Below are 21,831 nucleotides of genomic sequence, written 5' to 3'. Positions count from 1 at the left end.
AAGGAAGGTGAGCACCATGCGACAGGCCAGCTCTGTACGCCGACGGATGGCACTCTCGGCTCACCGGCGACGTCTCCACCCCCACTCCCACCATCACGCCACCGCCGCCGCCGTCAAGGCAGCCGTGTGACATCTACGCCTCGGGCGGCACGCCGTGCGTGGCGGCGCACAGCACGACCCGTGCCCTGTACGCCTCCTACAACGGCCCGCTCTACCAGGTGCGCCGCGCCTCCGACAACGCCACCCGGGACATCGGAGTGCTGAGCGCGGGCGGCGGCGCCAACGCCGCGGCACAGGATTCGTTCTGCGCCGGCACGACCTGCCTCATCACCATCATTTACGACCAGTCGGGTCGTAACAACCGCCTCACCCAGGCGCCTCCCGGCGGCTTCCCCGGCCCGGCTCCGGGCGGGTACGACAACCTCGCGAACGCCGCCTAGGCCCCGACCACGGTCTACGGCGGCAAAGCGTACGGTGTCTACGTGGATCCCGGCGTCGGATACCGCAACAACACCACCAACGGCATCGCCAAGGGAGATCAGCCCGAGGGGATGTACGCCATCTTCGACGGCACGCACTACAACGGCGGCTGCTGCTTCGACTACGGCAACGCCGAGACCAACAGCCGTGACAACGGCAACGGCACCATGGAGGCCATCTACTTCGGGAACATCAAGGTCTGGGGCTACGGCGCCGGCAACGGCCCCTGGATCATGGCCGACCTCGAGAACGGCCTGTTCTCCGGGGTGAACCAGAAGTACAACGCCAACGACCCGAGCATCAGCCACCGCTACCTGACGGCCATCATCAAGGGCGAGCCGAACCACTGGTCGATCCGGGGCGGCAACGCGCAGTCTGGCAGCGTGTCGACCTTCTACAACGGGCCACGGCCCAATGTCGCGGGCTACAACCCGATGAAGAAGGAGGGGGCCATCATCCTCGGGATCGGCGGCGACAACAGTCATGGTTCCGCCGGCACCTTCTACGAGGGCGTGATGACCTCCGGCTATCCGTCGGACGCCACCGAGAACGCGGTCCAGGCCAACATCGTCGCCGCCGGCTACCGGTGAATCGTCCTCGGTAGAACCGAGCGCCGCGACTGCGGAACACCCTGAACCATTGCCCCCGCCGTCCAACCGCTGGAGCCGCCGCGAGAGAGCGGGCCGGCTCCAGCGGTTTGGACGTCACATGGCGTTCAGACGCGGGTCCACTTCTGGTTGTTCTGGCCGTTGCACGCCCAGATCTGCACCTTGGTGCCGTTGGCGGTGCCGTTCCCGGAGACGTCCAGGCACTTGTTCGCCCCCACCGCCGTGATGGTGCCGTCGGCGTTGAGGCGCCACTTCTGGTTGTTCTGCCCGTTGCAGTCCCAGATGATCGCCGCGGTGCCGTCCGCCGTCCCGGCCCCGTTCACATCCAGGCACTTGCCGCCGTACACCCGCAGCTCACCCGCGGCGGTCGAGGTCCACTGCTGGCCGGTCTGCCCGTCGCAGTCCCAGATCTGCACCTGCGCGCCGTTCGTCGATGAGGCTCCGTTGAGGCACCGGTTCGACCCCAGACCCCGCAGCGCGCTCGTGCTGCCCGGGGGCGAGCCGTCGCCCTGCCCGACGCCCCTGCCGTTGAGGGTGAACGAGTCCATGTCGAACGAGTTCGCGGACGGCGCCTTGAAGACGACGTAGACATTGTGGGTGCCACCGGGATCGGTGATCGGCACCGCGGGCAGGGACACGTAGGTGTTCCATCCCCCGGTCGCCGGCACGGGGCTGGAGGCGATGAGAGCCCCGGTCGGCGAGTCGGCGTGCAGTTCGATGGACGCCCCGGTGTTGGACGGCGCCGAGACGCGGAAGGACACCGTGTCGATCCCGGACAAGTTGATCGGGCTGAAGGAAGTCCAGTCGTTGTTGGAGATGTCGCCGATGCGCCTGCCGCCTTCGGCTCCGGGCTCGTCGACGATCCGGATTCCGGACGAGCCGGTGAAGTGCTCGGCCTGCTTGTGCTTGGGCTGCAGGGTGATGCCGGCGCTGCCCTTCAGACCGCCCTTGTCGGTGTAGTCGGCGGACAGGACGTAGTAGACGTTGGCGGCCTCGTCATGGCCGGACGCGGTGGTCGTGACCGTCCCGGAGCAACCGGTGTACTGGCCGGTGTCGTGGGCGTGCTGGTCATGGCCGAGCGCCGTGATCACGTTGACCTTGGCGCAGTCGACGGCGCCGTCCTCGGGGTCGGTGACGTTCACCGTGTAGGTCACCTTGTCGCCGAAGTCGATGAACCCGCCGTCGGGCGGAGCCGAGAAGACGACCTTGGGACGGCTGTTGCCGACGACGATGGGCAACGTGACGCTGCCCGTCTTCCCGCCGGAGTCCCGTACGGTCAGCTTGACGGTGTAGGTCCCGTTGGCGCTGTAGGTGTGGGACGGGTTGGCGCTGGTGGAGGTCCCGCCGTCGCCGAAGTCCCACGCGTAGGTGATCGCGTCGCCGTCGGGGTCGGATGAGCCGGCCGAGGAGAACGCCACCGTCAGCGGCGCCGCGCCCGAGTCGGGGTTGGCGCTCGCCTTGGCCAGGGGCACGCGGTTTCCGGCGACGTAGTCGACCCGGTAGACGCTGTCATCGGTGTTCGTGTGGCCGAATCCGTTGCCCCAGTCGGCCATGTACAGGGCGCCGTCCGGACCGAACTTCATGTCGATCGGCGCATGCGGGGCGAGCTGTGCCACGAAGGGGTTGATCTTCAGGAGGTTGCCCGAGGAGTCCAGCCGGAACTCCTTGACGACGTTTCGGCTCCATTCATAGAGGAACGGCGTGCCGTCGAAATACTCGGGGAACTTGCGGTCAGAGCCACTGGCCGGGTCGTAGCGGTAGAAGGGGCCGCCCATCGGGGCGGCACCGCCGCAGCAGTCGATCTCGGGGAACTCGGCCGAGGCGTGGTAGTTGTACCAGACTGTCGCGGGCTTGGCCGTGGGCAGATTGGTCAGCCCAGTGTTGTTGGGCGAGTCGTTGACGGGCGCCGAGCAGTTGAACTTCGCGCCGGAGGTGTTGGTGGCGAAGTTGTAGTCGTTGAACGGGATGTTGTTGCCGACGCAGTACGGCCAGCCGTAGAAGCCCGGCTGCTTGATCAGGTTCCACTCGACGGTGCCCTCGGGACCGCGACTGGGGTTCGCGGCGCCGGCGTCGGGGCCGTAGTCGCCCAGCGAGATCCAGCCCGTCACCTTGTCGACCGAGAAGCGGAACGGGTTGCGGAAGCCCATCGCGTAGATCTCCGGCCGCGTCTTGGCGGTGCCGGACGGGAACAGGTTGCCGGACGGAATCGTGTAGGTGCCGCCGGGCTCGGGGTGGATGCGCAGGATCTTGCCGCGCAGGTCGTTGGTGTTGGCCGCGGACCGCTGGGCGTCGTAATGCTCCCGGCCCGACCGCTCGTCGATCGGGGCGTAGCCGCTGGACCCGTTGGGATTGGTGTCGTCACCCGGGCCGATGTACAGGTTCCCGCCCGGCCCGAACGCGAGGTAGCCGCCAGTGTGGCCGGGCTCGTCGACGTTGCGGTACGCCGGAACCTCGATGATCTTCTTCTCACTCGCCAGGTCGAGGCTGGTGCCGTTGAAGGTGAACCTCGACACCCGGTTCACCTCACCGCCATTGGACGGCGAATAGTTGACGTAGATCCAGCCGTTGGTGGCGAAGTCCGGATCCAGCGCCAGCCCGATGCCACCGTCCTCGCCGCCGTCGTACACCGGCAGGGTGGCGATGACGCGCGTGCCCCCGCCATTGGCGGGGATCAGATTCACCTTGCCCGAGCGCGACATGTAGAAGACCCTGCCGTCGCCGGCCACGTCGAGTTCCATCGGCTGGTCCGGTGCGCCGTCGAGGGTCACCTTCTGGAACCGGGCCGCGACGGTGCCGCCGCAGTCACCCGGCGCCGCACCCGCCGCCCACTTCACCCCACCCAGCAGGTGCTGCTTGAACAGCGGCTCCGAATAGGAGGACGCCTGGTGACCCATCGCGGTGGCCCACACCCGGCCGCCCTCCGGGTTGTGGCACCAGGAGATCGGGTGATCGGCCCCCATCTTGTTCGGCCCCGCGTCATAGGTGGTCTCGTCCGCGCTCACCAGCACGTGCACCGAGCCCCGCAGGTTCTTGTCGAAGTTGTACCACTCCTCCGAGCGCACCCACCGATCCGGCAGCCCTTTCGTGGAAGGGTGAACCTTGTCGGCCACCTTGGCGGTGCCCTGCAGGATCGCCGAATGCGCGGTCATGTGCGCGCCGGCCAGGGCGACCTGGTCCCACCAGGGAAACTGCGCCTCGATGTTCATATCGGTGGCGTTGTGGATCGCGACGACGCCGTGGCCGCCGCGCACGTACGCCTGGAAGGCCTGACGCTGGGCGTCGTTGTCCCACACCATGCCGCTGGTCTGCAACATGATCACCGCGTCGTAGGTGTTCAGGGTCGCGGCCGTGAAGACGGCGGAGTCCTCGCTCTGGTCGAGCTGGAAGTTGTTGTCGGCCGCCATCTGCTGGAACATCGCGATACCGGCGGGGATGGAGTCATGCCGATAGGCGCCGCTCGCGGTCTTGCTGAACAGCAGCACCCTGAACTGCGGAGCGGCCGCGTGCGCCACCAGCGGCACCGCGGACAGCCACAGCCCTAATAAGGCTGCGGCGAGGGCGGAAAGCAGGCGTGATGTTCGCATGAAGGATCTCCTGGGGGGGTTACCGGCAACGGGCGGAGCTGAAGGGTGGGAAGGCATGCGTCGTCTCGGCCGATGCCGGTCGTCTTCAGCAGCGGCCCACCCATCGATCCGGGCGGCGGGGCCTGACCATGCGACAAGGTGTCGAATCGATTCGAAATGAAAATAGGCCGGGCCAACGTACGTGTCAAGCATGCTTATCCGGTCAGCGAATCCAGGACCACCTTTCCGCTTCCACTCGGCCAGGGCCTCACTGCCTTTATCGGAAATCTGCAGGTGCAGGCGGTACCGCCGATGCCGCGCTGTCCCACCGACACCCAATTGGGCAAGGGAAGGTCATTGAATAAGTATGAAACTTTCAAGGCCGGCTGCCGCCGGTTCGCCAAATGAGTCGCTGTCTTGATCAGAGGGTGCGCAGGTAGGCAAGGCCGTCCACGGCGAGCGCGTCCTGGCTTTGCGCGAGGGGCCGCCAGATGGCGGCCGCGGTGGCGATGGTCTGGTTGTAGGCGGTGAACGACTCGATGACGAGCGGCCCTTGATAGCCGACGTCGTGCAGGGCCCCGGTGAAGCCGGGCCAGTCGAAGCGGTCGGCACCCGGCGTGCCGCGATCGGTGCCGCACACCTGCACGTGCGCGATCCGATCCGCCGCGGACCGCACCGCCTGGGCGGGGTCTTTCTCCTCGATGTTCATGTGGTAGGTGTCGAGCGCCAGGTGGCAGTCCTCGGGCAGCGCGTCGAGGGCCTGCTCGACGGTGTTGATGAGGCTGGTCTCGTACCGGTTGAGCGGCTCGACCGCGAGCCTCACCCCGTGCTCGGCCGCGTGGTCCAGGACGGGCCGCAGCCGCTCACGCAACTCGGCGTAGACCTGCCGGCGCTCGTCCGGTGACAGCCGCCACGTACGGCCGACCGAGGCGTACGCCGGCCCCCCGATCACCGGAGAGCCGACGGTCACCGCTACGTCGACGCAGTGCCGCAGATAGTCCTGAGTGTCGCGGACGGTCTCCGGGGAGGCGGCCACGAGCTCGCGCCCCGGCGGCATGACGAGCACCACGGACGCGGCCAGCCCGTGCTCGGCCAGCACCGCCGCGGCCTTGTCCGGGTTCCACTCGCCGGGTTGCTCGACGGGCAGCTCGATGACGTCGAAGCCCCACCCGGCGATGCGGGGCGCGAGCCGCGCCAGGTCGTCGTCGGTCAGCGGGGAGACCCAGACCCAGGTGTTCACTCCGATGGAGAACATGCGTCCCTCTTCGTCGTCGGTTCGCGGAAGGAGCCGATCAGCTCTTCTTCCCGCCCCAGGCCTCCGGGAACCCGGGCAGGTCCTCACAACCGCACAGCGCGTAGTGCAGCGGCGGCATGTTGGGCTTGAGGTAGGTCGACAGGTTCTCGCTGGTGACCTCCGGCTGTGGCAGGTTCCACATCTTGGGCACTTCCTCGCCCTTGAGGATCTTCAGCGCGGCGATGAGCGGGGTGCGCCACTGGTAGGTCGGGTACGTGGGCGCCACGGCGGTGAGGCCGGCATCCTTCCACTTCTGCAGGAAGTCCTGCTGGTCCTCGCCGTTGATCGGCGGCACCGGCACGCCCGCGTCCTCGAACGCCTCGATCGCCGCCACCGCCGTGGCGCCGGAGTCCATCCAGACGCCGTCGATCTTGCCGTGCCGCTGGATGTAGTCACTGACGATGCTCTTGGTCTTGGCGGCGTCGCCGTCGGTGAACTCCACCCCCACCACCTGGAGCCGGCTCTTGTCGAAGACCACCTTCGCCGCCGACCAGCGGGTCTCCAGCACGTCCACGCCGGGCAGGATGCGCAGCGCCAGCACCTTCCCACCCGCCGGCACCTTCTCGACCAGGAATTCGGCGGCGTCGGCGCCGAAGGCGTAGCCGCCGATGGGCTTGATGAACGTCACCGGGCAGTCCGTCTGCACGCCCCGGTCGAACACGATGACGGGCACCTTCGCGCAGGCGGCCGTCACGGCGGGGGTGAGCGTGGCCGTGGTGTTCGGCGAGACGATCAGCGCGTCGCAGTCCTTGGCCTGCAGCTCGGCGATGTCGGAGATCTGCTTGTCGTCCTTGCCCTCGGCGTCGAGGGCCGTGAACTTCTCGATCTCCTTGTGCAGGCCGGCCTCTGCCTGCATCGTCTTCCAGCCGACCTGGCGCCAGGGGTTGTTGACCGCGGCGTTGGAGAAGCACAGGTGGTACGGCCCGTCCTTCTTGTACTTCGCCGTGTCGACCATCTTCGGGGCGATGACCTGCTCCCAGGGCTTGTCCGTGGGGCCCTGCGGCGTCTGGGAGCGCATCGCCAGCTGAGCGTCGAAGTCCGCCTGTACGAAGAACTTCGACTGCGCGCCCGTGCCCGAACCCTGAGCGCTCGCGGCCGGCGCCGCGGGTTGTGTGGTGGCCACCGGCTTGTCGGTGGTGCAGCCGGCGAGGACGAGCGCGGTGGCCGCGGCGACCGCGGCCTTATGACGCGGCATGTGCGTCTCCTCTTCGGGGGGTGAACTTCCGGGGAAGTCGGATGGCTCCCGCCGCGACCGCGGCGATGATGATGACGCCCTGCACGGTGAACTCCAGCGCCCCCGAGATTCCGTACAGGTTGAGCAGGGTGAACAACGCCTCCAGCGTGAAGGCACCGGCCATGGCGGCGAGCACGGAGCCGCGGCCGCCGCCGAGCACCACGCCGCCGAGCACGACCGCGGTGATGGCCGAGAACTCCAGTCCCTGGCCCGCCTGGGCCGAGACGCCGGCGAAGCCGCCGAGCAGGATCGCGGCGACGGCCGCGGCCAGACCGGAGAGCATGAAGGCGAAGATCTTGGCCCGGTCGACCCGGACCCCGGACAGTGCCGCGGCACGCACGTTGTCGCCGGTGGCGATGAGGGTCTTGCCGAAATCGGCACGCATGAGCCAGATCGCCACCGCACCCACGGCCAGCAGGATCAGCACCGACCACGGCAGTGGCCCGAGGCCGCCGCGGCCGAACATCCGAAAGCCCTGCGACAGCGCGCCACGCGGCGCGCCGCCGGTCCAGAGGAAGACCGCCCCGCTGAGGACGAGCAGCATGCCGAGCGTCACGATGAACGACGGCACTCGCAGCTTGGTGGTGACCACGCCGTTGACCAGTCCGACGAAGAGCCCGACGACGATCAGCAGGGCGAGGACAGGCCCGGTGGCGGACTCGTCGCCGTCGATGAGCCGCGCGGCGATCACCACTTCGGCCGTCACCAGCGAGCCGACCGACAGGTCGAACTCGCCGGAGACGATGACGAAATACTGTCCCGCGGCGAGGATCACCAGCGGCGCGGCCCGTTTGAGGAACGCCAGGAACCCGGCGGGCTCCAGGAAGAAGGGGTTGACGACCGCGATCGCGACCAGCAGCACCATGAGGACCGCGAGGATGGGAAGTGCCCGCCTCATGCCGGCCGCCTTGCCCCGCGCCGGGCGTAGACGGCCACCGCGATGACGATGACCACGCCGCGGACCACGTCCTTGCCGAAGGAGTTGATCTCGAGCTGGTTGAAGATGGTGTCCAGGACGGCCAGCAACAGGACCCCGCCCACGGTTCCCGCGACCCCGCCCTTGCCTCCGGCCAGCGCGGTCCCGCCGAGCACGACCGCGGCGATGGACTCCAGGTCGTAGCCCCCGTCCGTGCCGACTGTGGGCGCCCCCGCCCCGAGCCTGGCGGCCAGCAGCAGGCCCGCGATGCCGGCGCAGACCGAGCAGAGCACGTGGATGATCACGATGACGCGGCCCGTACGGATCCCCGACAGCCGGGCGACCTCCTCGTTCCCGCCCACCGCGTAGATCCGGTATCCCAGCCGGGTCCTGCTCAGCAGGAACCAGGCCACGACGGCCACGCTGGCCCAGAGCATGGCGGAGACGGGGATCGGCCCGATGCGGGAGTAGCCGAGGAGCTGGAACGACTCGGGCACCTTGCCCGCCGGGCCGTCGTACAGGTGGTCCACGATGCCCTTGATGATCAGGGCGACGCCGAGCGTGGCGATGAAGGCGTGAACCCGGAGCCCGGTGATGACCAGCCCGTTCACCAGACCCACCAGCGCGCTGATGGCCAGCACCGCGGCGACCGCGGGCACGACTTTCCCGTCCTGGCCCGCCATGATCTCCGCCGCGACCAGCGAGGCCAGGCTGATCAGGTACGCCACGGACAGGTCGAGCGACCCGCCGAGGATCGCCAGCGTCTGCCCGATCGCCACGATGCCGAGGGCCGCCGAACGCTGCTGGATCCCGACGACGCTCTCCATGGTGAGGAACTGGTCGCCATCGAGCGCGACGAGGGCCCAGCCGACCGCGACCAGGCCGAGCAGCGCGAGGAACACCACCTGCGTGGGTTCGCGCAATCGCGCCGCCAGGCCGCCGTGCGCCTCGCCGCGGCGGGCGGGACGGCGGCCGCGCACGAGCAGGTTCATTCAGGCCACCTCTCCGGCGGCCAGGCGCATGATGGCCTCCTCGGAGGCCCCGGCCGGCAACGTGCCCGCGATGCGGCCGTCGCGCAGGACGACGACGCGATCGCTCATGCCGATGAGCTCGGGCAGCTCGGAAGAGATCATCATGATGGCCATGCCGTCATTCGCCAGTTCGCGCATCAGCTCGTGGATCGCGGCCTTGGCCCCGACGTCGACGCCCCGGGTCGGTTCGTCGAAGAGCAGCACCCGCGGCGCCATCGTCATCCATTTGGCGAGCACAACCTTCTGCTGATTGCCTCCGGACAGGTAGCGGACCTCCTGCTCCTGGCGCGCAGGCGAGAGGCGTACCCGTTGGAGCAGGTCGCGCAGGCCGTTGCGGTGCCTGGCGCCGACCGCGCGGGCGACGAGCAGGGCGTTGTCGCGCACTGACTGGCGCAATGCGAGCCCTTCGGCCTTGCGGTCCTCGGTCACCAGCCCGATGCCCATGGCCACGCCTTCCCTGACCGAGCGCGGGCGCGACGGGGTCATCTCGCCCGTGGTGAACGGCTCCGCGCCGAAGATCGCTTTGGCGAGTTCCGATCTGCCGGATCCCTGCAGGCCCGCGATGCCGACGATCTCCCCGGCACGCAGTTCCAGATCGATGTCGCGGAGCTTGAGGTTGCCCGCTGCGCGCAGGCTGAGCCGCACCTCGCCGGCGCCCGCCGAGCGAGGCGGGAAGCAGGTGCCGAGGTCGCGCCCCACCATCAGGCGGATCAGCTCGTCAGGGGTCACCTCGCCGATCGGGCACGTGGTGACGCGCGAGCCGTCCTTGAGGACGGTGATCCGGTCGGCGAGATCGAACACCTCGCGTAATCGGTGGGAGATGTACACGACGGCGACGCCGCGTTCCCTCAGCCGCCCGGTCAGCCGGTAGAGCAGCTCGACCTCGTGCTCGGCGAGCGCCGCGCTGGGCTCGTCCATGACGAGGAGCCGGGCCTTCACCGACAACGCCTTGACGATCTCGACGATCTGCTGCTGTGCCACCGACAGGCGCTTGACCGCGTCGCGGGGGCCGAAGGGGTCCTCACCCAGCTCGTCGAGGAGCCGCGCGGTCGCCGTCTCCATGGCGGTCCGGTCGACCAGGCCGCGCCTGACGGGCTCACGCCCGAGGAAGACGTTCTCGGCGACGGTGCGCTCGGGCAGCAGGTTGAACTCCTGGTGGATGATCGCGATGCCGGAGCGCTGCGCCTCGAGCGGATGGCCGAAGGAGACGGGGCGACCGTCGATCTCGATCGTGCCCTCGTCCGGCGGGTGAATCCCGCAGATGATCTTCATCAGGGTGGACTTGCCGGCGCCGTTCTCGCCGACGACGGCGTGGACCTCACCGGCCATCACGTCCAGGTCCACTCCGGACAGCACCCGCACGCCCAGGAAGCTCTTGCCGATGCCGCGCATGCTCAGCACGCGGCCCACCGGCTATCGACAAGTTTCGGGCTTATATTTCTCATCCTGCGGGATGCTAAGCGGGCTTATATCGACGGTCAAGCAAGGCCCACACCTGTATGAGCGGTGATTCCCGTAAGCGGCGCACGATAAGACAGTGATAAGCCTGCTTATGCTTGACCATCGACAAAAGTAGATCTTACTATCGGAGATACTTACATATCGGATGCCTACCGCATCCGGGGCTAGGCCCGACACGATGGAGCTTTCATGGACAAGCTCGGTGTGTGGCTTATCGGGGCACGGGGATCCGTGGCGACCACTGCCATCGTGGGCGCGGCGGCCATCAGGGCGGGAGCGGCGACCCCGCAAGGATGCGTGAGCGAGTCCCCCGGCTTTCCCGGGCACCTGGTTCCGCTGACCGGCCTGGCCTTCGGCGGCCATGACATCACCGAGACCTCCTTGCGCAAGCGCGCCGAACAGCTGGGCAGAGCAGGGGTCATATCACCGGACCTCCCTGGGCTGCTCGCGTCCGATCTGGACGCCGCCGACGCCGAGATCCGGCCGGGTTACGTCCCCGGCGACGGCGGCCGGGCCGCGACCCGACTGATCGACGACATCGCCGGCTTCCGGGCCCGGCACGGGCTGGCCCGGGTGGTCGTCGTCAACGTGTCGTCGACCGAGCCCCCGGTGGATTCGCGCCCGGAGTTCAAGAGGCTGGCCGACCTCGAGGAGCGGCTCGCCGCGGGGGACGCCGTCCTGCCGCCGAGTTCGCTGTACGCCTATGCCGCCTTCCACGCCGGGTGCGGCTATGTGGAGTTCACCCCCTCCACCGGGCCGACCCTGCCCGCCCTGGCGGAACTCGCCGCCCGGCGGGGCGTGCCGTACGCGGGACGCGACGGCAAGACCGGCGAAACCCTGGTCAAGAGCGCCCTGGCACCCATGTTCGCCGACCGGGCACTTCGGATCCGCTCCTGGTCCGGGCTCAACCTGCTCGGCGGCGGCGACGGGGCGACACTCGCCGATCCGGCCGCCAGGTCCAGCAAGCAGCTGTCCAAGGACCAGGTTGTCGCGAAGGTCCTGGGGGAACCCGTCGAGGGTGAGACGCACATCGACTACGTCCCGGATCTCGGAGAATGGAAGACCGCCTGGGACCACGTGAGCTTCGACGGCTTTCTGGGCGTGCGGATGACGCTGCAGTTCACCTGGCAGGGCTGCGATTCGGCGCTGGCCGCTCCGCTCGTCCTGGACCTGGCCCGGCTGGTCGCCCGTGCGCACGAGAAAGGGCGGCACGGCGTCCTGCCCGAGCTCGGCTACTTCTTCAAGAGCCCGCTGGGGACGGACGAGCACGCCCTGGCCGCCCAGTACGCCCGGCTGCGCGCCTTCGCCGAGGAGCTGTCATGAGGGCGCTGCTCGAGCTGGTCCGCGCACCGGCCGCACTGTCGGTGCCGGGGGACACCATGGCGGGGGCCGCCGCCGCCGGCCGGCGTCCGGCACCCGGCCTGGCCCTGGCGTCGGTGCTCATGTACTGGTCGGGAATGGCGCTCAACGACTGGGCGGACCGTGAAGCGGACGCCGTCGAACGTCCTGAGCGCCCGATCCCGTCAGGCCGGGTCCGCCCGGGCGCCGCGCTCGGGCTCGCGGCCGCCCTGACCTGCGCGGGCCTGGCCACCGCCGCCGTCGCCGGCGGCCGGCGCGCTCTCACCGTCGCCGGTCTGCTGGCCGGCGCGGTGTGGGCCTACGACCTGGGCCTCAAACGAACGGCGGCGGGACCGGCCTCGATGGCGGCCTGCCGCGTGCTCGACGTGCTGCTGGGCGCGGGCGAGCAGGTCAGAGCCGCCGTGCCGATGGCGCTGGCGATAGGTGCGCACACCTACGGGATCAGCGTCCTGGGCCGGACCGAGGTCACGGGGGCGGCACGCGGGATCGCCGAGCGCGCGCTCGTGGCCAGCACCGCTGCGGCCGGGCTCGCGGCCGCCTCCTGCGTGCGCAACCAAGCCGCCGCGCGGGCCGGAGCGGGCGTCCTCATCGCCGGCTATCTCGCCTTCACCCTCCCGGTCCAGGCCGGGTTACGGGCCCGTCCCGACCCCGAGAACGTCCGGCAGGCCGTCCGCCTCAGCATCCTCGGCCTGATACCGCTCCAGGCGGCGGCGGTCGCCGGTGGCGGGCGGTTCACCGCGGCGGGCGCGCTGCTGTGTTCGCTTCCCCTGGGCACGTGGCTCTCATCCCGGCTGGCGACATCGTGAAGTGGGCCTACTGCACCAACGGCTTCGCTGGACTCCTCGAACGCCTGGGCCTCGATGCCGTCGTCGAGACGGGCGGGCGTTACACCCTCGATCCCCTGCGCAAACTCCATCCGACCCTCATCAGCGACGACGCCGAGCGCAGAGTGGAGTTCCTGACCACGGCGATGCGGGTCGCCGCCGACCTGGGCGCTCCCGTGGTGCATCTGTGGAGCGGGGTCCGGCCCGACGGCATGCCGGAGGCGGAGGCGTACACGCGGCTGGTTCGCCAGTGCGCACGACTGCTCGACGAGGCGACCAGGTGGGCGTCACGCTGGGGTTCGAACCCGAACCCGGGATGCTCGTCGCCGACCTGGACGGGTTCGAGCGGCTGCGTACGATGCTCGGCGCCCATACCCGGTTCGGTCTCACCCTCGACATCGGGCACTGCCACTGCGTGGAGCGGGAGGACCTGGACACCTGTGTCCGCCGGGCGCTGCCGTACACCGTGCACGTGCAGATCGAGGACATGCGCCGGGGAGTTCACGAGCACCTGGAATTCGGCGAGGGTGAGATCGACTTCGTGCCGGTGCTCGCCGCTCTGCGCGGCTACTCGGGTCTGGTGGCGGTGGAGCTGGCCCGGCACAGCCATGCGGCCCCGCAGGTCGCCCGCCGCTCGATCGACTTCTTGAGGAGGGCACATGAACGAGCCGGCACAGGAATGGCCGGCACAGGCCGTCCGGCAGGTCGAGGCTGACCCGTACGCGATCCACCGGCTCTTCCCGCAGGCCGAACGGCGGGGCGGCCCTGGCGCCCGGCGCGCGCTGCTCGGCGCGCTGCACGGCGACCACGCGGTGATCCGCAGCCTGTACGAGGCCGGCGACAGCGGCGAGCGACTGGCGATCCTGACCGCTCTGCACGAGCTCGACCTGGGAGGGACGGCGGTCGGGCTGGTGGAGGACGCGCTGCGCACCAATGACGCGCGACTGGTCGCCGCGGCCCTCGGCCCGTACGGCTCGGCGTGGCTGGACGACCACTCCTTCCGGCAGGGGGTGCTCAAGTGCGTCTTCATGTCGATCCCGCTGGCGGCGGTGGCCGAGCTGGACCGCCGCTTCGACGCCGAACTGGCCCGGATGCTGTCGGACTACGCGGCGGAGCTGCGGGCGGCCGGTCGGCCCGTCCCGAGCGACATCCTGGAGAGGAGCTGAATGCGCATCTTCGACCCCCACATCCACATGACCTCCCGGACCACCGACGACTACCAGCGCATGCACGCCGCGGGAGTCCGCGCCGTCGTCGAACCCGCCTTCTGGCTGGGGCAGCCCCGTACCAACGTGGGCAGCTTCCTCGACTACTTCGACGCGCTGCTCGGCTGGGAGCCGTACCGCGCCGCGCAGTACGGCATCCACCACCACTGCGCGCTCGCGCTCAACCCCAAGGAGGCCAACGATCAGCGGTGCGCGGGGGTGCTGGCCGAGTTGCCGCGATACCTGCTGAAGGACTCCGTCGTCGCGGTCGGCGAGATCGGCTACGACTCGATGACGGCGGAAGAGGAACGGGCCTTCGAGGCCCAGCTCGCCCTGGCGCAGGAGAATGACCTTCCGGTGCTCGTGCACACTCCGCATCGGGACAAGGCCGCGGGCACCCGCCGGAGCCTCCATGTGGTACGGGACGCCGGGGTACCCCCCGAACGGGTGCTCATCGACCACCTCAACGAGATGACCGCCGGCATGGTCGCGGACGCGGGCTGCTGGATGGGGTTCTCGATCTACCCCGACACCAAGATGGACCCGGACCGGATGGTGGCCCTGCTCAAGGAGTACGGCACGGACAGGATTCTGGTGAACTCGGCCGCCGACTGGGGACGGAGCGACCCGCTCAAGACGCGCGAGGTGGCCGATGTCATGCTCGCAGCCGGCTTCGGCGGGGACGACGTGGACCGGGTGCTGTGGCGCAATCCGGTCGCCTTCTACGGGCAGAGCGGCCGCCTCGACCTCGAGACCGGCTCGGAAGCCGGCCCCGACCACGCCGGCAACACGATCAGGCGGGGGTGACCATGCGGCTGCGCCATCCGGACGGCTCGACGGTGCACCTGTCCTATTGCACCAACGTCCACGCCGCCGAGGATCTCCCCGGCATCCACGCTCAGTTGTCCGGCGTCGCCGCGCGGGTCAGGCGCCTGCTCGGCGTAGAAAGGCTCGGGCTCGGGCTGTGGCTGTCCCAGTACGCCGCCGCGGACCTCCTCGCCCGGCCCGAGGAACTCGCCGGGCTGCGCGAGCGGCTGACCGCGCTCGGGCTGGAGGTCGTGACCCTCAACGGGTTCCCCTACCGCGGCTTCCACGACGAGATCGTGAAGTACCGTGTCTACACCCCCGACTGGGCCGACGCGGAGCGGTTGCGCTACACGCTCGGGCTCGCCGAGATCCTCGCCGCGCTGCTGCCGGACGACGTCACCGAGGGCACGATCTCGACCCTCCCCCTCGCCTGGCGGACGGGGTGGACGAGAGAGAAAGCGGCGGCGGTCACGGCCAATCTCGACGCGGTCGCCCAGGGCCTGCGCGCGCTGGCCGGCCGTACCGGCAAGGTCATCCGGCTGGGCTTCGAGCCGGAGCCCGGCTGCATCGTCGAGACGACGCCCCAGGCGACCGCCCTGCTGAGCGAGGTGGATCATGACCACCTCGGCCTCTGCCTGGACGCCTGCCACATGGCCGTGGGCTTCGAGGAACCCGGCGCGGGCGCCCGCACCGGGCTGCCCATCGTGAAGCTCCAGGCGTCGTGCGCCTTGGTGGCCCCGCCGGGGGCGCAGCCGGCGCTGGCCGCGTTCGACGAGCCCCGTTTCCTCCACCAGACCCGCTCCGCCACCGGATACGCCGACGACCTGGGCGAGGCCCTGGCCGGTGCTCTGCCCGCGGACGAGAGCTGGCGCGTGCACTTCCACGTCCCGCTGCACGACGCGCCGCCCCCTCCGCTCGCCACCAGCGCCCCCTACTTGCGTGACCTGCTGAACGTGCTCCTCGGCGGAGAACGGCCGCTGACCAGGCACGTCGAGGTGGAGACCTACACGTGGAACGTGCTTCCCGGCGCGCCGGCCGACGTCGCGGAAGGCATCGCCGCCGAGCTCGACTGGATGCGGGGGCAGCTCGCCGCCCTCGGGCTGAAGGAGACGTGATGGCGCCGCTGATCGTGATCAATGTCGTCGGGCTGACCCCGCGCCTGCTCGCGCACATGCCGAACGTGGCGAAGGCGGGCGCGGCGGCCGCGCTGCGGCCCGTGCTCCCGGCCGTCACCTGTTCGATGCAGGCCACCCTGCTGACCGGTTCGATGCCCCGCGACCACGGCATCGTCGGCAACGGGTGGTACTTCCGGGATCTCGGCGAGGTGCTGCTGTGGCGCCAGCACAACGCGCTCATCCAGGGCGACCAGCTGTGGACCGCCGCGCCCGGCCTGCGCACCGCCAACGTCTGCTGGTGGTATGCGATGGGCGCGCCGGCCGACCTGCTCGTCACCCCGCGGCCCGTCTACCACGCCGACGGCCGCAAGTCGCCCGACTGCTACACCCGCCCGCCCTCGCTCCACGACGACCTCGAGGCCGCGCTGGGGCCGTTCCCCCTGTTCACCTACTGGGGCCCCAACGCGGGGATCGCCTCCTCCGAATGGATCATCGCCGCGGCCCGCCGCATCCTGGCCCGCGAACGGCCCGATCTGCTGCTGGTCTACGTGCCTCACCTCGACTACGACCTCCAGCGGTACGGTCCCGCCGGCCCCGAGGCGGTGGCGGCGGCCCGCGCGGTCGACGCCGCGCTGGCTCCGCTCCTCGCCGAGAACGCCGAGGTGGTCGTGCTCTCGGAGTACGGCATCACCCCGGCGTCGCGCCCGGTGGACATCAACCGGGCGCTGCGCACCGCGGGTCTTCTGGAGGTCCACACCCAGGCCGGGATGGAGTACCTCGACCCGTGGACGTCCCGGGCCTTCGCCGTCGCCGACCATCAGGTGGCCCACGTTTATGTGCGCGACCCGGCCGACCTCGACCGCACCCGCGCCGTCATCGCCGAGCTGCCCGGCGTGGACGAGGTGCTCGACCAGGCGGGGAAGGCGAAATACGGGCTCGACCACGAACGCGCCGGCGAGCTCGTCGCGGTGGCGGAACCCGACGCCTGGTTCACCTACTATTACTGGCTCTCCGACGACCGCGCCCCGGATTTCGCCAGGCTCGTGGACATCCACCGCAAGCCCGGCTACGACCCCGCCGAGCTGTTCATGGACCCGAGTGATCCGTTCGTCAAGCTCCGCGCGGCGGCGGCGCTGGCCAGGAAGAAGCTGGGCTTCCGGTACACGATGCGGGTGGTGCCGCTCGACCCGGCGCCGGTGCGGGGCAGTCACGGCCGGCTGCCCGACCTCCCCGACGACGGCCCGCTGATCATCGGCCCGTTCGACCGTGACTCCTACGAGGCGACCGAGGTCAAGGACCTCCTGGCCGGCCTGGCCCGGGGAAGCCGCTGACCGCGGACACCCCGGGCCGCCCTATCGGCCTCAGCCGCGGGTCCAGCGCTGGTTGGTTCCTCCGGTACAGGTCCAGATGCGCGCCTTGGTGCCGTTGGCGGTGCCGCTGACGTCCAGGCACTTGTTCGCACCGACCGCGGTGACGGTGCCGTCGGCGTTCAGGCGCCACTTCTGGTTGTTCTGCCCGTTGCAGTCCCAGATGATCACCGCGGTGCCGTCCGCCGTCCCGGCACCGTTCACATCCAGGCACTTGCCACCAGAGGCCCGCAGCTCACCCGCGGCGGTCGAGGTCCACTGCTGGTTGGACTGCCCGTTGCAGTCCCACAGCTGCGCCTGCGCGCCGTTGGCGGTGCCGCTGACGTCCAGGCACCGGCCGGACCCCACACCCTTGAGGGTGCCCGAGCCGCCCGGTGTGCTGGTCAGTTCCTTGACGCGGATGTTGCGGAACGACACCACGTCGCCGGACCCGTGGTTCTGGATGCCGATGTAGCCTTGCTGGAGCGAGCGGACCGGATCGGTGTTGGTGAAATCATTGATTTTGGTGCCGTTCAGGAACACCTGCAGCCGCTCACCCTCTACCAGCAGCTCATAGGTGTTCCACTGACCCGGCGGGTTCAGCGCCGCGTCGCGGGCGGCGAGGTCGGCGGACTTGAACCCGTAGATCGCCCCGGTCGTCTTGTCCGGGGTGTCGGTCGCGTCGATCTGCACCTCATATCCGGTGTTGAGCGCCGCGTCGGGGTCACTGGTGGCCGGGAAACCGACGACGACGCCGGAGTTGGAGTCGCCGGTCATCTTCCAGTCGAGCTTGACGGAGTAGGAGCGGAACTCCTTGGCGTTGTACCACAGCATGCCCATGCCGCCCTGGGAGGTCAGCGTGGCGTCGCTGTTGGCGAACGACCCCGGCCCGGCCTGCGACCAGCCCGTCGTCGAGCCGTTGTACAACGTCGTGTACCCGGTCTCCGGGCGGCAGTCGGCGTTGGTGGCCTTGGCCGCGTACCGGATTCCGCCGAGCAGCAGCGTGCGGAAGTTCGGATCGGCGTACGACTCCTTGGTGTGACCAAGGCCGGTGTAGAAGGCGCGGCCGGAGGACTGGGGGTGGCACCAGGTGATCGGGTGATCGCCCATGTTGCCGCCGCTGTAGCTGCCCTCGTCCAGGCTCTGCAACACCCGGACGTTCGGGCGGGGGTTGGTGCGGTAGTTGTACCACTCGTCGGTACGTGACCAGGTCGCTCCGAGGTGGGCGGTCGCGGCGTTCGCCCGGTCCTCGGTCCGCACGGTGGCCTGCTGGATGGCCGGATGGTTGTTGAACCAGGCCCCCATCAGCTGCCCGTAGTACGGCCAGTTGTACTCGGTGTCGGCGGCCGAATGCACCCCCAGGTAACCGCCACCGCCGTCCACGTACGTCTGGAAGGCGGCCTGCTGGTTGTCGTTCAGCACATCACCGGTGGTGCTGAGGAACACCACCGCCTTGTACTGGGCCAGGTTGGCCGTGGTGAAGGCGTTCGCGTCCTCGGTGGCGTCGACGGCGAAGTCGTTGGCGGCGCCCAGGTCGCGGATGGCCTGGATCCCGTTGGGGATCGAGTCGTGCCGGAACGCGGCCGTCTTGGAGAACACCAGCACCTTGAAGGCGGCGGCCTGGGCGGGGATCGCGGGGATTACCGTCGCGGCGGCGGTGATCGCCACCACCGCCATTGACAGGCGTCGCAGCACAGATGTCTTTCGGTCGCTCCCCGCGACGCGCCCGAGCGCGGCGGGGATGAGGGGTCGCAGCATGGGTGTCCTTTCAGACGCGGGTCCAGCGCTGGTTGGTTCCTCCGGTACAGGTCCAGATGCGCGCCTTGGTGCCGTTGGCGGTGCCGCTGACGTCCAGGCACTTGTTCGCGCCGACCGCGGTGACGGTGCCGTCGGCGTTCAGGCGCCACTTCTGGTTGTTCTGCCCGTTGCAGTCCCAGATGATCACCGCGGTGCCGTCCGCCGTCCCGGCACCGTTCACATCCAGGCACTTGCCACCAGAGGCCCGCAGCTCACCCGCGGCGGTCGAGGTCCACTGCTGGTTGGACTGCCCGTTGCAGTCCCACAGCTGCGCCTGCGCGCCGTTGGCGGTGCCGCTGACGTCCAGGCACCGGCCAGACTCCGCACCCTTCACGGCACTCGTGCTCCCCGAGGGCGGGGTGCCGGTGTCGAGAGTGAAGGCGTCCACGTCGAACAGGTAACCCTGTCCGGTCGGGCCACGGAAGACCAGATAGAGCGTGGTGGTGCCGGTCGGCGCGCCGCTGAGGTTCGCCGAGACGTCGGCGAAGGTGTCCCAGCTGCCGGTGCTCGCCACGTTCACCGTTCCCAGCAGTGTGCCCGTCGCTGAGCCCGCGCGCACCTCGATCCGGCCGCCCGCGCCGGCCGAGGACACCCGGGCGGTGACCCTTGTCGCGTTGCCGAGGTTGTACGGCTGGAAGGAGATCCAGTCGCCGTCGTCGGTGAAGCCGACCGTCTTGCCGCCTTCCGCGGTGGCGTGGTCAGCCGTCTGGACGCCCTGCTGGACGCCGAAGTGCTCGGCCTGCCGGTGCCGCGGCTGGAGCGTACGGTCGCTGGTGGAGGTCAGACCGCCCTTGTCGGTGTAGGAGGCCACGAAGACGCCGTAGATGTTGGCCGCGGCGTCATGCTCACCGTCCACCGGCACGGAGATGGAGCCCGAGCAGCCGGTCGTGGAGGTGATCTGGTGGCGGTGGCTGTCGTGGCCGAGGAAGTAGGCGACGGTGACCCCGGCGCAGTCGATCGTGCCGTCCTCCGGGTCGGTGACGGTGACCTGGAAGGGCACGGTGTCACCGAAGGAGAACAGCTGCCCGGCGGCAGGGGTGGTGAGGATGACCGTCGGCGCGGTGTTGCCGACGTTCACGATCACATTAGCCGTGCCGGTGAGCCCCTGCGGGTCCCGGACCGTGAGCGTCGCCGTGTAGGCGCCGTTCGTGGTGTAGGTCTTGCTCGGATTCGCCGCCGTGGAGGTGGTGCCGTCGCCGAAGTTCCACGAGTACGTCAGCGCGCCACCCTCCGGGTCGGAGCTGCCCGCCGAGGAGAAGGCCACCGTCAGCGGAGCCGGTCCCGACGTCTTGTCGGCGGACGCCTTGGCGATCGGATTGCGGTTGGCACTGCCGATGTACTCGATGCGATACAGCGCCTGGTTGTTGTTGCCGTCGCCGTAGTCGAGGACGTACAGGGCCCCGTCGGGGCCGAAGGCCATGTCCATCACCTGCGTCCCCGACCAGGGGAACGCCGAGATCGCCCCATAGGCGCCGTCCGGCTTGACCTCGATCGTCTTGATCCAGCGCCGGCCGTACTCACCGGCGAAATACCGCCCGTCGAGCGTCTGGGGGAACTTGACGGCCGAGTTCAGGTTGGGGTCGTAACGGTAGACCGGGCCACCCATCGGCGACTCCGACCCCGAGCCGAACTCCGGCGGACTTCCGGCGTCCCCCGCGTACCTGATCCAGGCCGGCCTCGCCGGAGGAAGCGTGGTCAGACCGGTGTTACGGAAGGAGTTGTTGGTCGGGCCGCCCGCGCAGTTGTACTTCGGACCGGTGCTGTTGGTGGCGAAGTTCCATTCGTTGTAGGTCTCGCTGGTGGTGTTCGTACCCGTGCAGTACGGCCAGCCGTAGTTGCCCGCAGAGGTGATGCGGTCGAACTCCACCTGCCCGCTCGGTCCTCGGTTGGCGTTGGTCACGCCCGCGTCCGGCCCGTAGTCGCCGAGGTAGACGATGCCGGTCGCCTTGTCCACGCTCATCCGGAACGGGTTGCGGAAGCCCATCGCGTAGATCTCCGGCCGGGTCTTCGCCGTCCCCGGCGGGAACAGGTTGCCGCTGGGAATCGTGTAGGTGCCGTCGGGCTGCGGCTTGATCCGCAGGAGCTTGCCGCGCAGGTCGTTGGTGTTGCCGGCCGAGCGCTGGGCGTCGAACTGCGGGTTGCGGTCGGTCCGCTCGTCCAGCGGGGAGTAGCCGCTCGACTCGAAGGGGTTGCTGTCGTCGCCGGTGGTCAGATAGAGGTTTCCGGCGGCGTCGAAGTCGAGGTCCCCGCCCACGTGACAGCACAGGCCGCGGTCGTTCTGGACCTGCAGGACCACCTTCTCGCTGGCCATGTCGAGAGTGTCGTCCGGCTTGAGCACGAACCGGGACACGTGCAGCTCGCCCTTCCACTGGTCGAACTGCGCCTGCGTACCGTTGCTCGGCGCATCACCGTTGGGCGTGCTCAGCCGCGGCGAGTAGTAGAGCCAGATGTATCGGTTGGACGCGAAGTCGGGGTCCACCGCCACGCCCTGCAGGCCCTCTTCGTCGTGGCTGTAGACGTTGAGCTTGCCGGCCACCTTCGTGTTGCCGTTGACATCGGTGACGCGCACCGTGCCGTCGCGCGCCGTGTGCACCACCGACCGGTTCGGCATCACGGCCAGCGACATCGCCTCACCCAGCTCGGCACCTCCCGAGGCGAGAGACACCTGCTGGTAGTCGGCCGCCGCGATCACGAGGGCGTTCGCCGGGGCGGCGTTCAGCGCGAGCGCTCCGGGAATGATCAGCGCCATCGTGGTCAGCAAGGTGAGCCACGGACGTCGGTGCATGTGCGT

At 69.4% G+C, this 21,831-nt stretch carries 16 protein-coding genes and 1 pseudogene; 9 read left to right on the top strand and 8 right to left on the bottom strand.

From position 1 onward, the window contains the following. Window positions 1-32: 32 nt before the first annotated feature. A pseudogene (locus AB0J16_RS58320) lies at window positions 33-1,070 on the top strand (arabinofuranosidase catalytic domain-containing protein). 125 nt (window positions 1,071-1,195) lie between these two features. Here the strand turns inward: AB0J16_RS58320 and AB0J16_RS58315 are convergent. Beyond that, entirely contained in the window at window positions 1,196-4,672 is a 3,477-nt protein-coding gene (locus AB0J16_RS58315) for a ThuA domain-containing protein (protein WP_358557649.1), read from the bottom strand. Window positions 4,673-4,810: 138 nt separating this feature from the next. On the opposite strand from AB0J16_RS58315, the gene AB0J16_RS58310 reads away from it, so the two are divergent. Beyond that, on the top strand, window positions 4,811-5,059 hold the full coding sequence (locus AB0J16_RS58310; protein WP_358557646.1) for a hypothetical protein: 249 nt from the start codon (window positions 4,811-4,813) through the stop codon (window positions 5,057-5,059). Between the two features lie 13 nt (window positions 5,060-5,072). Here AB0J16_RS58310 and AB0J16_RS58305 read toward each other — a convergent pair whose 3' ends face one another. From AB0J16_RS58305 to AB0J16_RS58285, 5 genes are read right to left on the bottom strand one after another with little or no spacing between them, the layout of a single operon-like run. Then, window positions 5,073-5,906 carry a sugar phosphate isomerase/epimerase family protein gene (locus AB0J16_RS58305; RefSeq protein WP_358557643.1) on the bottom strand — a complete coding sequence of 278 codons (834 nt, stop codon included), beginning with the start codon at window positions 5,904-5,906 and terminating at the stop codon, window positions 5,073-5,075. A 37-nt stretch (window positions 5,907-5,943) separates the two neighbouring features. After that, window positions 5,944-7,140: an ABC transporter substrate-binding protein gene (locus AB0J16_RS58300; protein WP_358557640.1), complete on the bottom strand. Its 1,197-nt coding sequence runs from the start codon at window positions 7,138-7,140 to the stop codon at window positions 5,944-5,946. Beyond that, window positions 7,127-8,077, bottom strand: a complete 951-nt coding sequence (locus AB0J16_RS58295; RefSeq protein WP_358557637.1) for an ABC transporter permease — start codon at window positions 8,075-8,077, stop codon at window positions 7,127-7,129. The genes AB0J16_RS58300 and AB0J16_RS58295 overlap by 14 nt, the downstream gene beginning before the upstream one ends. Then, window positions 8,074-9,087 carry an ABC transporter permease gene (locus AB0J16_RS58290; RefSeq protein ID WP_358557635.1) on the bottom strand — a complete coding sequence of 338 codons (1,014 nt, stop codon included), beginning with the start codon at window positions 9,085-9,087 and terminating at the stop codon, window positions 8,074-8,076. The genes AB0J16_RS58295 and AB0J16_RS58290 overlap by 4 nt, the downstream gene beginning before the upstream one ends. Continuing rightward, entirely contained in the window at window positions 9,088-10,518 is a 1,431-nt protein-coding gene (locus AB0J16_RS58285) for a sugar ABC transporter ATP-binding protein (protein WP_358557670.1), read from the bottom strand. It abuts the gene before it with no gap. Between the two features lie 258 nt (window positions 10,519-10,776). Between AB0J16_RS58285 and AB0J16_RS58280 the strand changes: the two genes are divergently transcribed. From AB0J16_RS58280 to AB0J16_RS58250, 7 genes are read left to right on the top strand one after another with little or no spacing between them, the layout of a single operon-like run. Then, entirely contained in the window at window positions 10,777-11,910 is a 1,134-nt protein-coding gene (locus AB0J16_RS58280) for an inositol-3-phosphate synthase (RefSeq protein ID WP_358557632.1), read from the top strand. Next, window positions 11,907-12,752 carry an SCO3242 family prenyltransferase gene (locus AB0J16_RS58275; RefSeq protein WP_358557629.1) on the top strand — a complete coding sequence of 282 codons (846 nt, stop codon included), beginning with the start codon at window positions 11,907-11,909 and terminating at the stop codon, window positions 12,750-12,752. The genes AB0J16_RS58280 and AB0J16_RS58275 overlap by 4 nt, the downstream gene beginning before the upstream one ends. Next, window positions 12,667-13,485: a TIM barrel protein gene (locus AB0J16_RS58270; protein WP_358557626.1), complete on the top strand. Its 819-nt coding sequence runs from the start codon at window positions 12,667-12,669 to the stop codon at window positions 13,483-13,485. The genes AB0J16_RS58275 and AB0J16_RS58270 overlap by 86 nt, the downstream gene beginning before the upstream one ends. Next, entirely contained in the window at window positions 13,430-13,936 is a 507-nt protein-coding gene (locus tag AB0J16_RS58265) for an EboA domain-containing protein (RefSeq protein WP_358557623.1), read from the top strand. The genes AB0J16_RS58270 and AB0J16_RS58265 overlap by 56 nt, the downstream gene beginning before the upstream one ends. Continuing rightward, a complete protein-coding gene (locus AB0J16_RS58260) occupies window positions 13,937-14,782 on the top strand; it encodes a TatD family hydrolase (protein ID WP_358557620.1) in 846 nt (281 codons plus the stop codon). Between the two features lie 2 nt (window positions 14,783-14,784). Further along, window positions 14,785-15,897, top strand: a complete 1,113-nt coding sequence (gene eboE / locus AB0J16_RS58255; RefSeq protein WP_358557667.1) for a metabolite traffic protein EboE — start codon at window positions 14,785-14,787, stop codon at window positions 15,895-15,897. Then, window positions 15,897-17,228 carry a nucleotide pyrophosphatase/phosphodiesterase family protein gene (locus AB0J16_RS58250; protein WP_358557617.1) on the top strand — a complete coding sequence of 444 codons (1,332 nt, stop codon included), beginning with the start codon at window positions 15,897-15,899 and terminating at the stop codon, window positions 17,226-17,228. Before eboE ends, AB0J16_RS58250 begins: the two co-directional genes overlap by 1 nt. A 30-nt stretch (window positions 17,229-17,258) precedes the next feature. Here AB0J16_RS58250 and AB0J16_RS58245 read toward each other — a convergent pair whose 3' ends face one another. After that, window positions 17,259-19,001, bottom strand: coding sequence for a ThuA domain-containing protein (locus tag AB0J16_RS58245; RefSeq protein ID WP_358557614.1), 1,743 nt, complete (start codon window positions 18,999-19,001; stop codon window positions 17,259-17,261). A 10-nt stretch (window positions 19,002-19,011) separates the two neighbouring features. Continuing rightward, on the bottom strand, window positions 19,012-21,825 hold the full coding sequence (locus tag AB0J16_RS58240) for a carbohydrate-binding protein (RefSeq protein WP_358557611.1): 2,814 nt from the start codon (window positions 21,823-21,825) through the stop codon (window positions 19,012-19,014). Window positions 21,826-21,831: the final 6 nt, after the last annotated feature.

It is taken from the genome of Nonomuraea sp. NPDC049750, assembly GCF_040659625.1.
Lineage (GTDB): Bacteria > Actinomycetota > Actinomycetes > Streptosporangiales > Streptosporangiaceae > Nonomuraea.
The sequence above is the reverse complement of the archived record's forward strand: the minus strand, read 5'-3'. Positions and strand labels throughout refer to the sequence as shown.

Bases quoted from the DNA above. Each gene is read 5' to 3' on its own strand.
- AB0J16_RS58315 (WP_358557649.1), bottom strand. From the start codon at position 4,672: ATGCGAACATCACGCCTGCTTTCCGCCCTCGCCGCAGCCTTATTAGGG.
- AB0J16_RS58305 (WP_358557643.1), bottom strand. From the start codon at position 5,906: ATGTTCTCCATCGGAGTGAACACCTGGGTCTGGGTCTCCCCGCTGACC.
- AB0J16_RS58300 (WP_358557640.1), bottom strand. From the start codon at position 7,140: ATGCCGCGTCATAAGGCCGCGGTCGCCGCGGCCACCGCGCTCGTCCTC.
- AB0J16_RS58295 (WP_358557637.1), bottom strand. From the start codon at position 8,077: ATGAGGCGGGCACTTCCCATCCTCGCGGTCCTCATGGTGCTGCTGGTC.
- AB0J16_RS58290 (WP_358557635.1), bottom strand. From the start codon at position 9,087: ATGAACCTGCTCGTGCGCGGCCGCCGTCCCGCCCGCCGCGGCGAGGCG.
- AB0J16_RS58285 (WP_358557670.1), bottom strand. From the start codon at position 10,518: ATGCGCGGCATCGGCAAGAGCTTCCTGGGCGTGCGGGTGCTGTCCGGA.
- AB0J16_RS58280 (WP_358557632.1), top strand. From the start codon at position 10,777: ATGGACAAGCTCGGTGTGTGGCTTATCGGGGCACGGGGATCCGTGGCG.
- AB0J16_RS58275 (WP_358557629.1), top strand. From the start codon at position 11,907: ATGAGGGCGCTGCTCGAGCTGGTCCGCGCACCGGCCGCACTGTCGGTG.
- AB0J16_RS58265 (WP_358557623.1), top strand. From the start codon at position 13,430: ATGAACGAGCCGGCACAGGAATGGCCGGCACAGGCCGTCCGGCAGGTC.
- AB0J16_RS58260 (WP_358557620.1), top strand. From the start codon at position 13,937: ATGCGCATCTTCGACCCCCACATCCACATGACCTCCCGGACCACCGAC.
- eboE (WP_358557667.1), top strand. From the start codon at position 14,785: ATGCGGCTGCGCCATCCGGACGGCTCGACGGTGCACCTGTCCTATTGC.
- AB0J16_RS58250 (WP_358557617.1), top strand. From the start codon at position 15,897: ATGGCGCCGCTGATCGTGATCAATGTCGTCGGGCTGACCCCGCGCCTG.
- AB0J16_RS58245 (WP_358557614.1), bottom strand. From the start codon at position 19,001: ATGCTGCGACCCCTCATCCCCGCCGCGCTCGGGCGCGTCGCGGGGAGC.
- AB0J16_RS58240 (WP_358557611.1), bottom strand. From the start codon at position 21,825: ATGCACCGACGTCCGTGGCTCACCTTGCTGACCACGATGGCGCTGATC.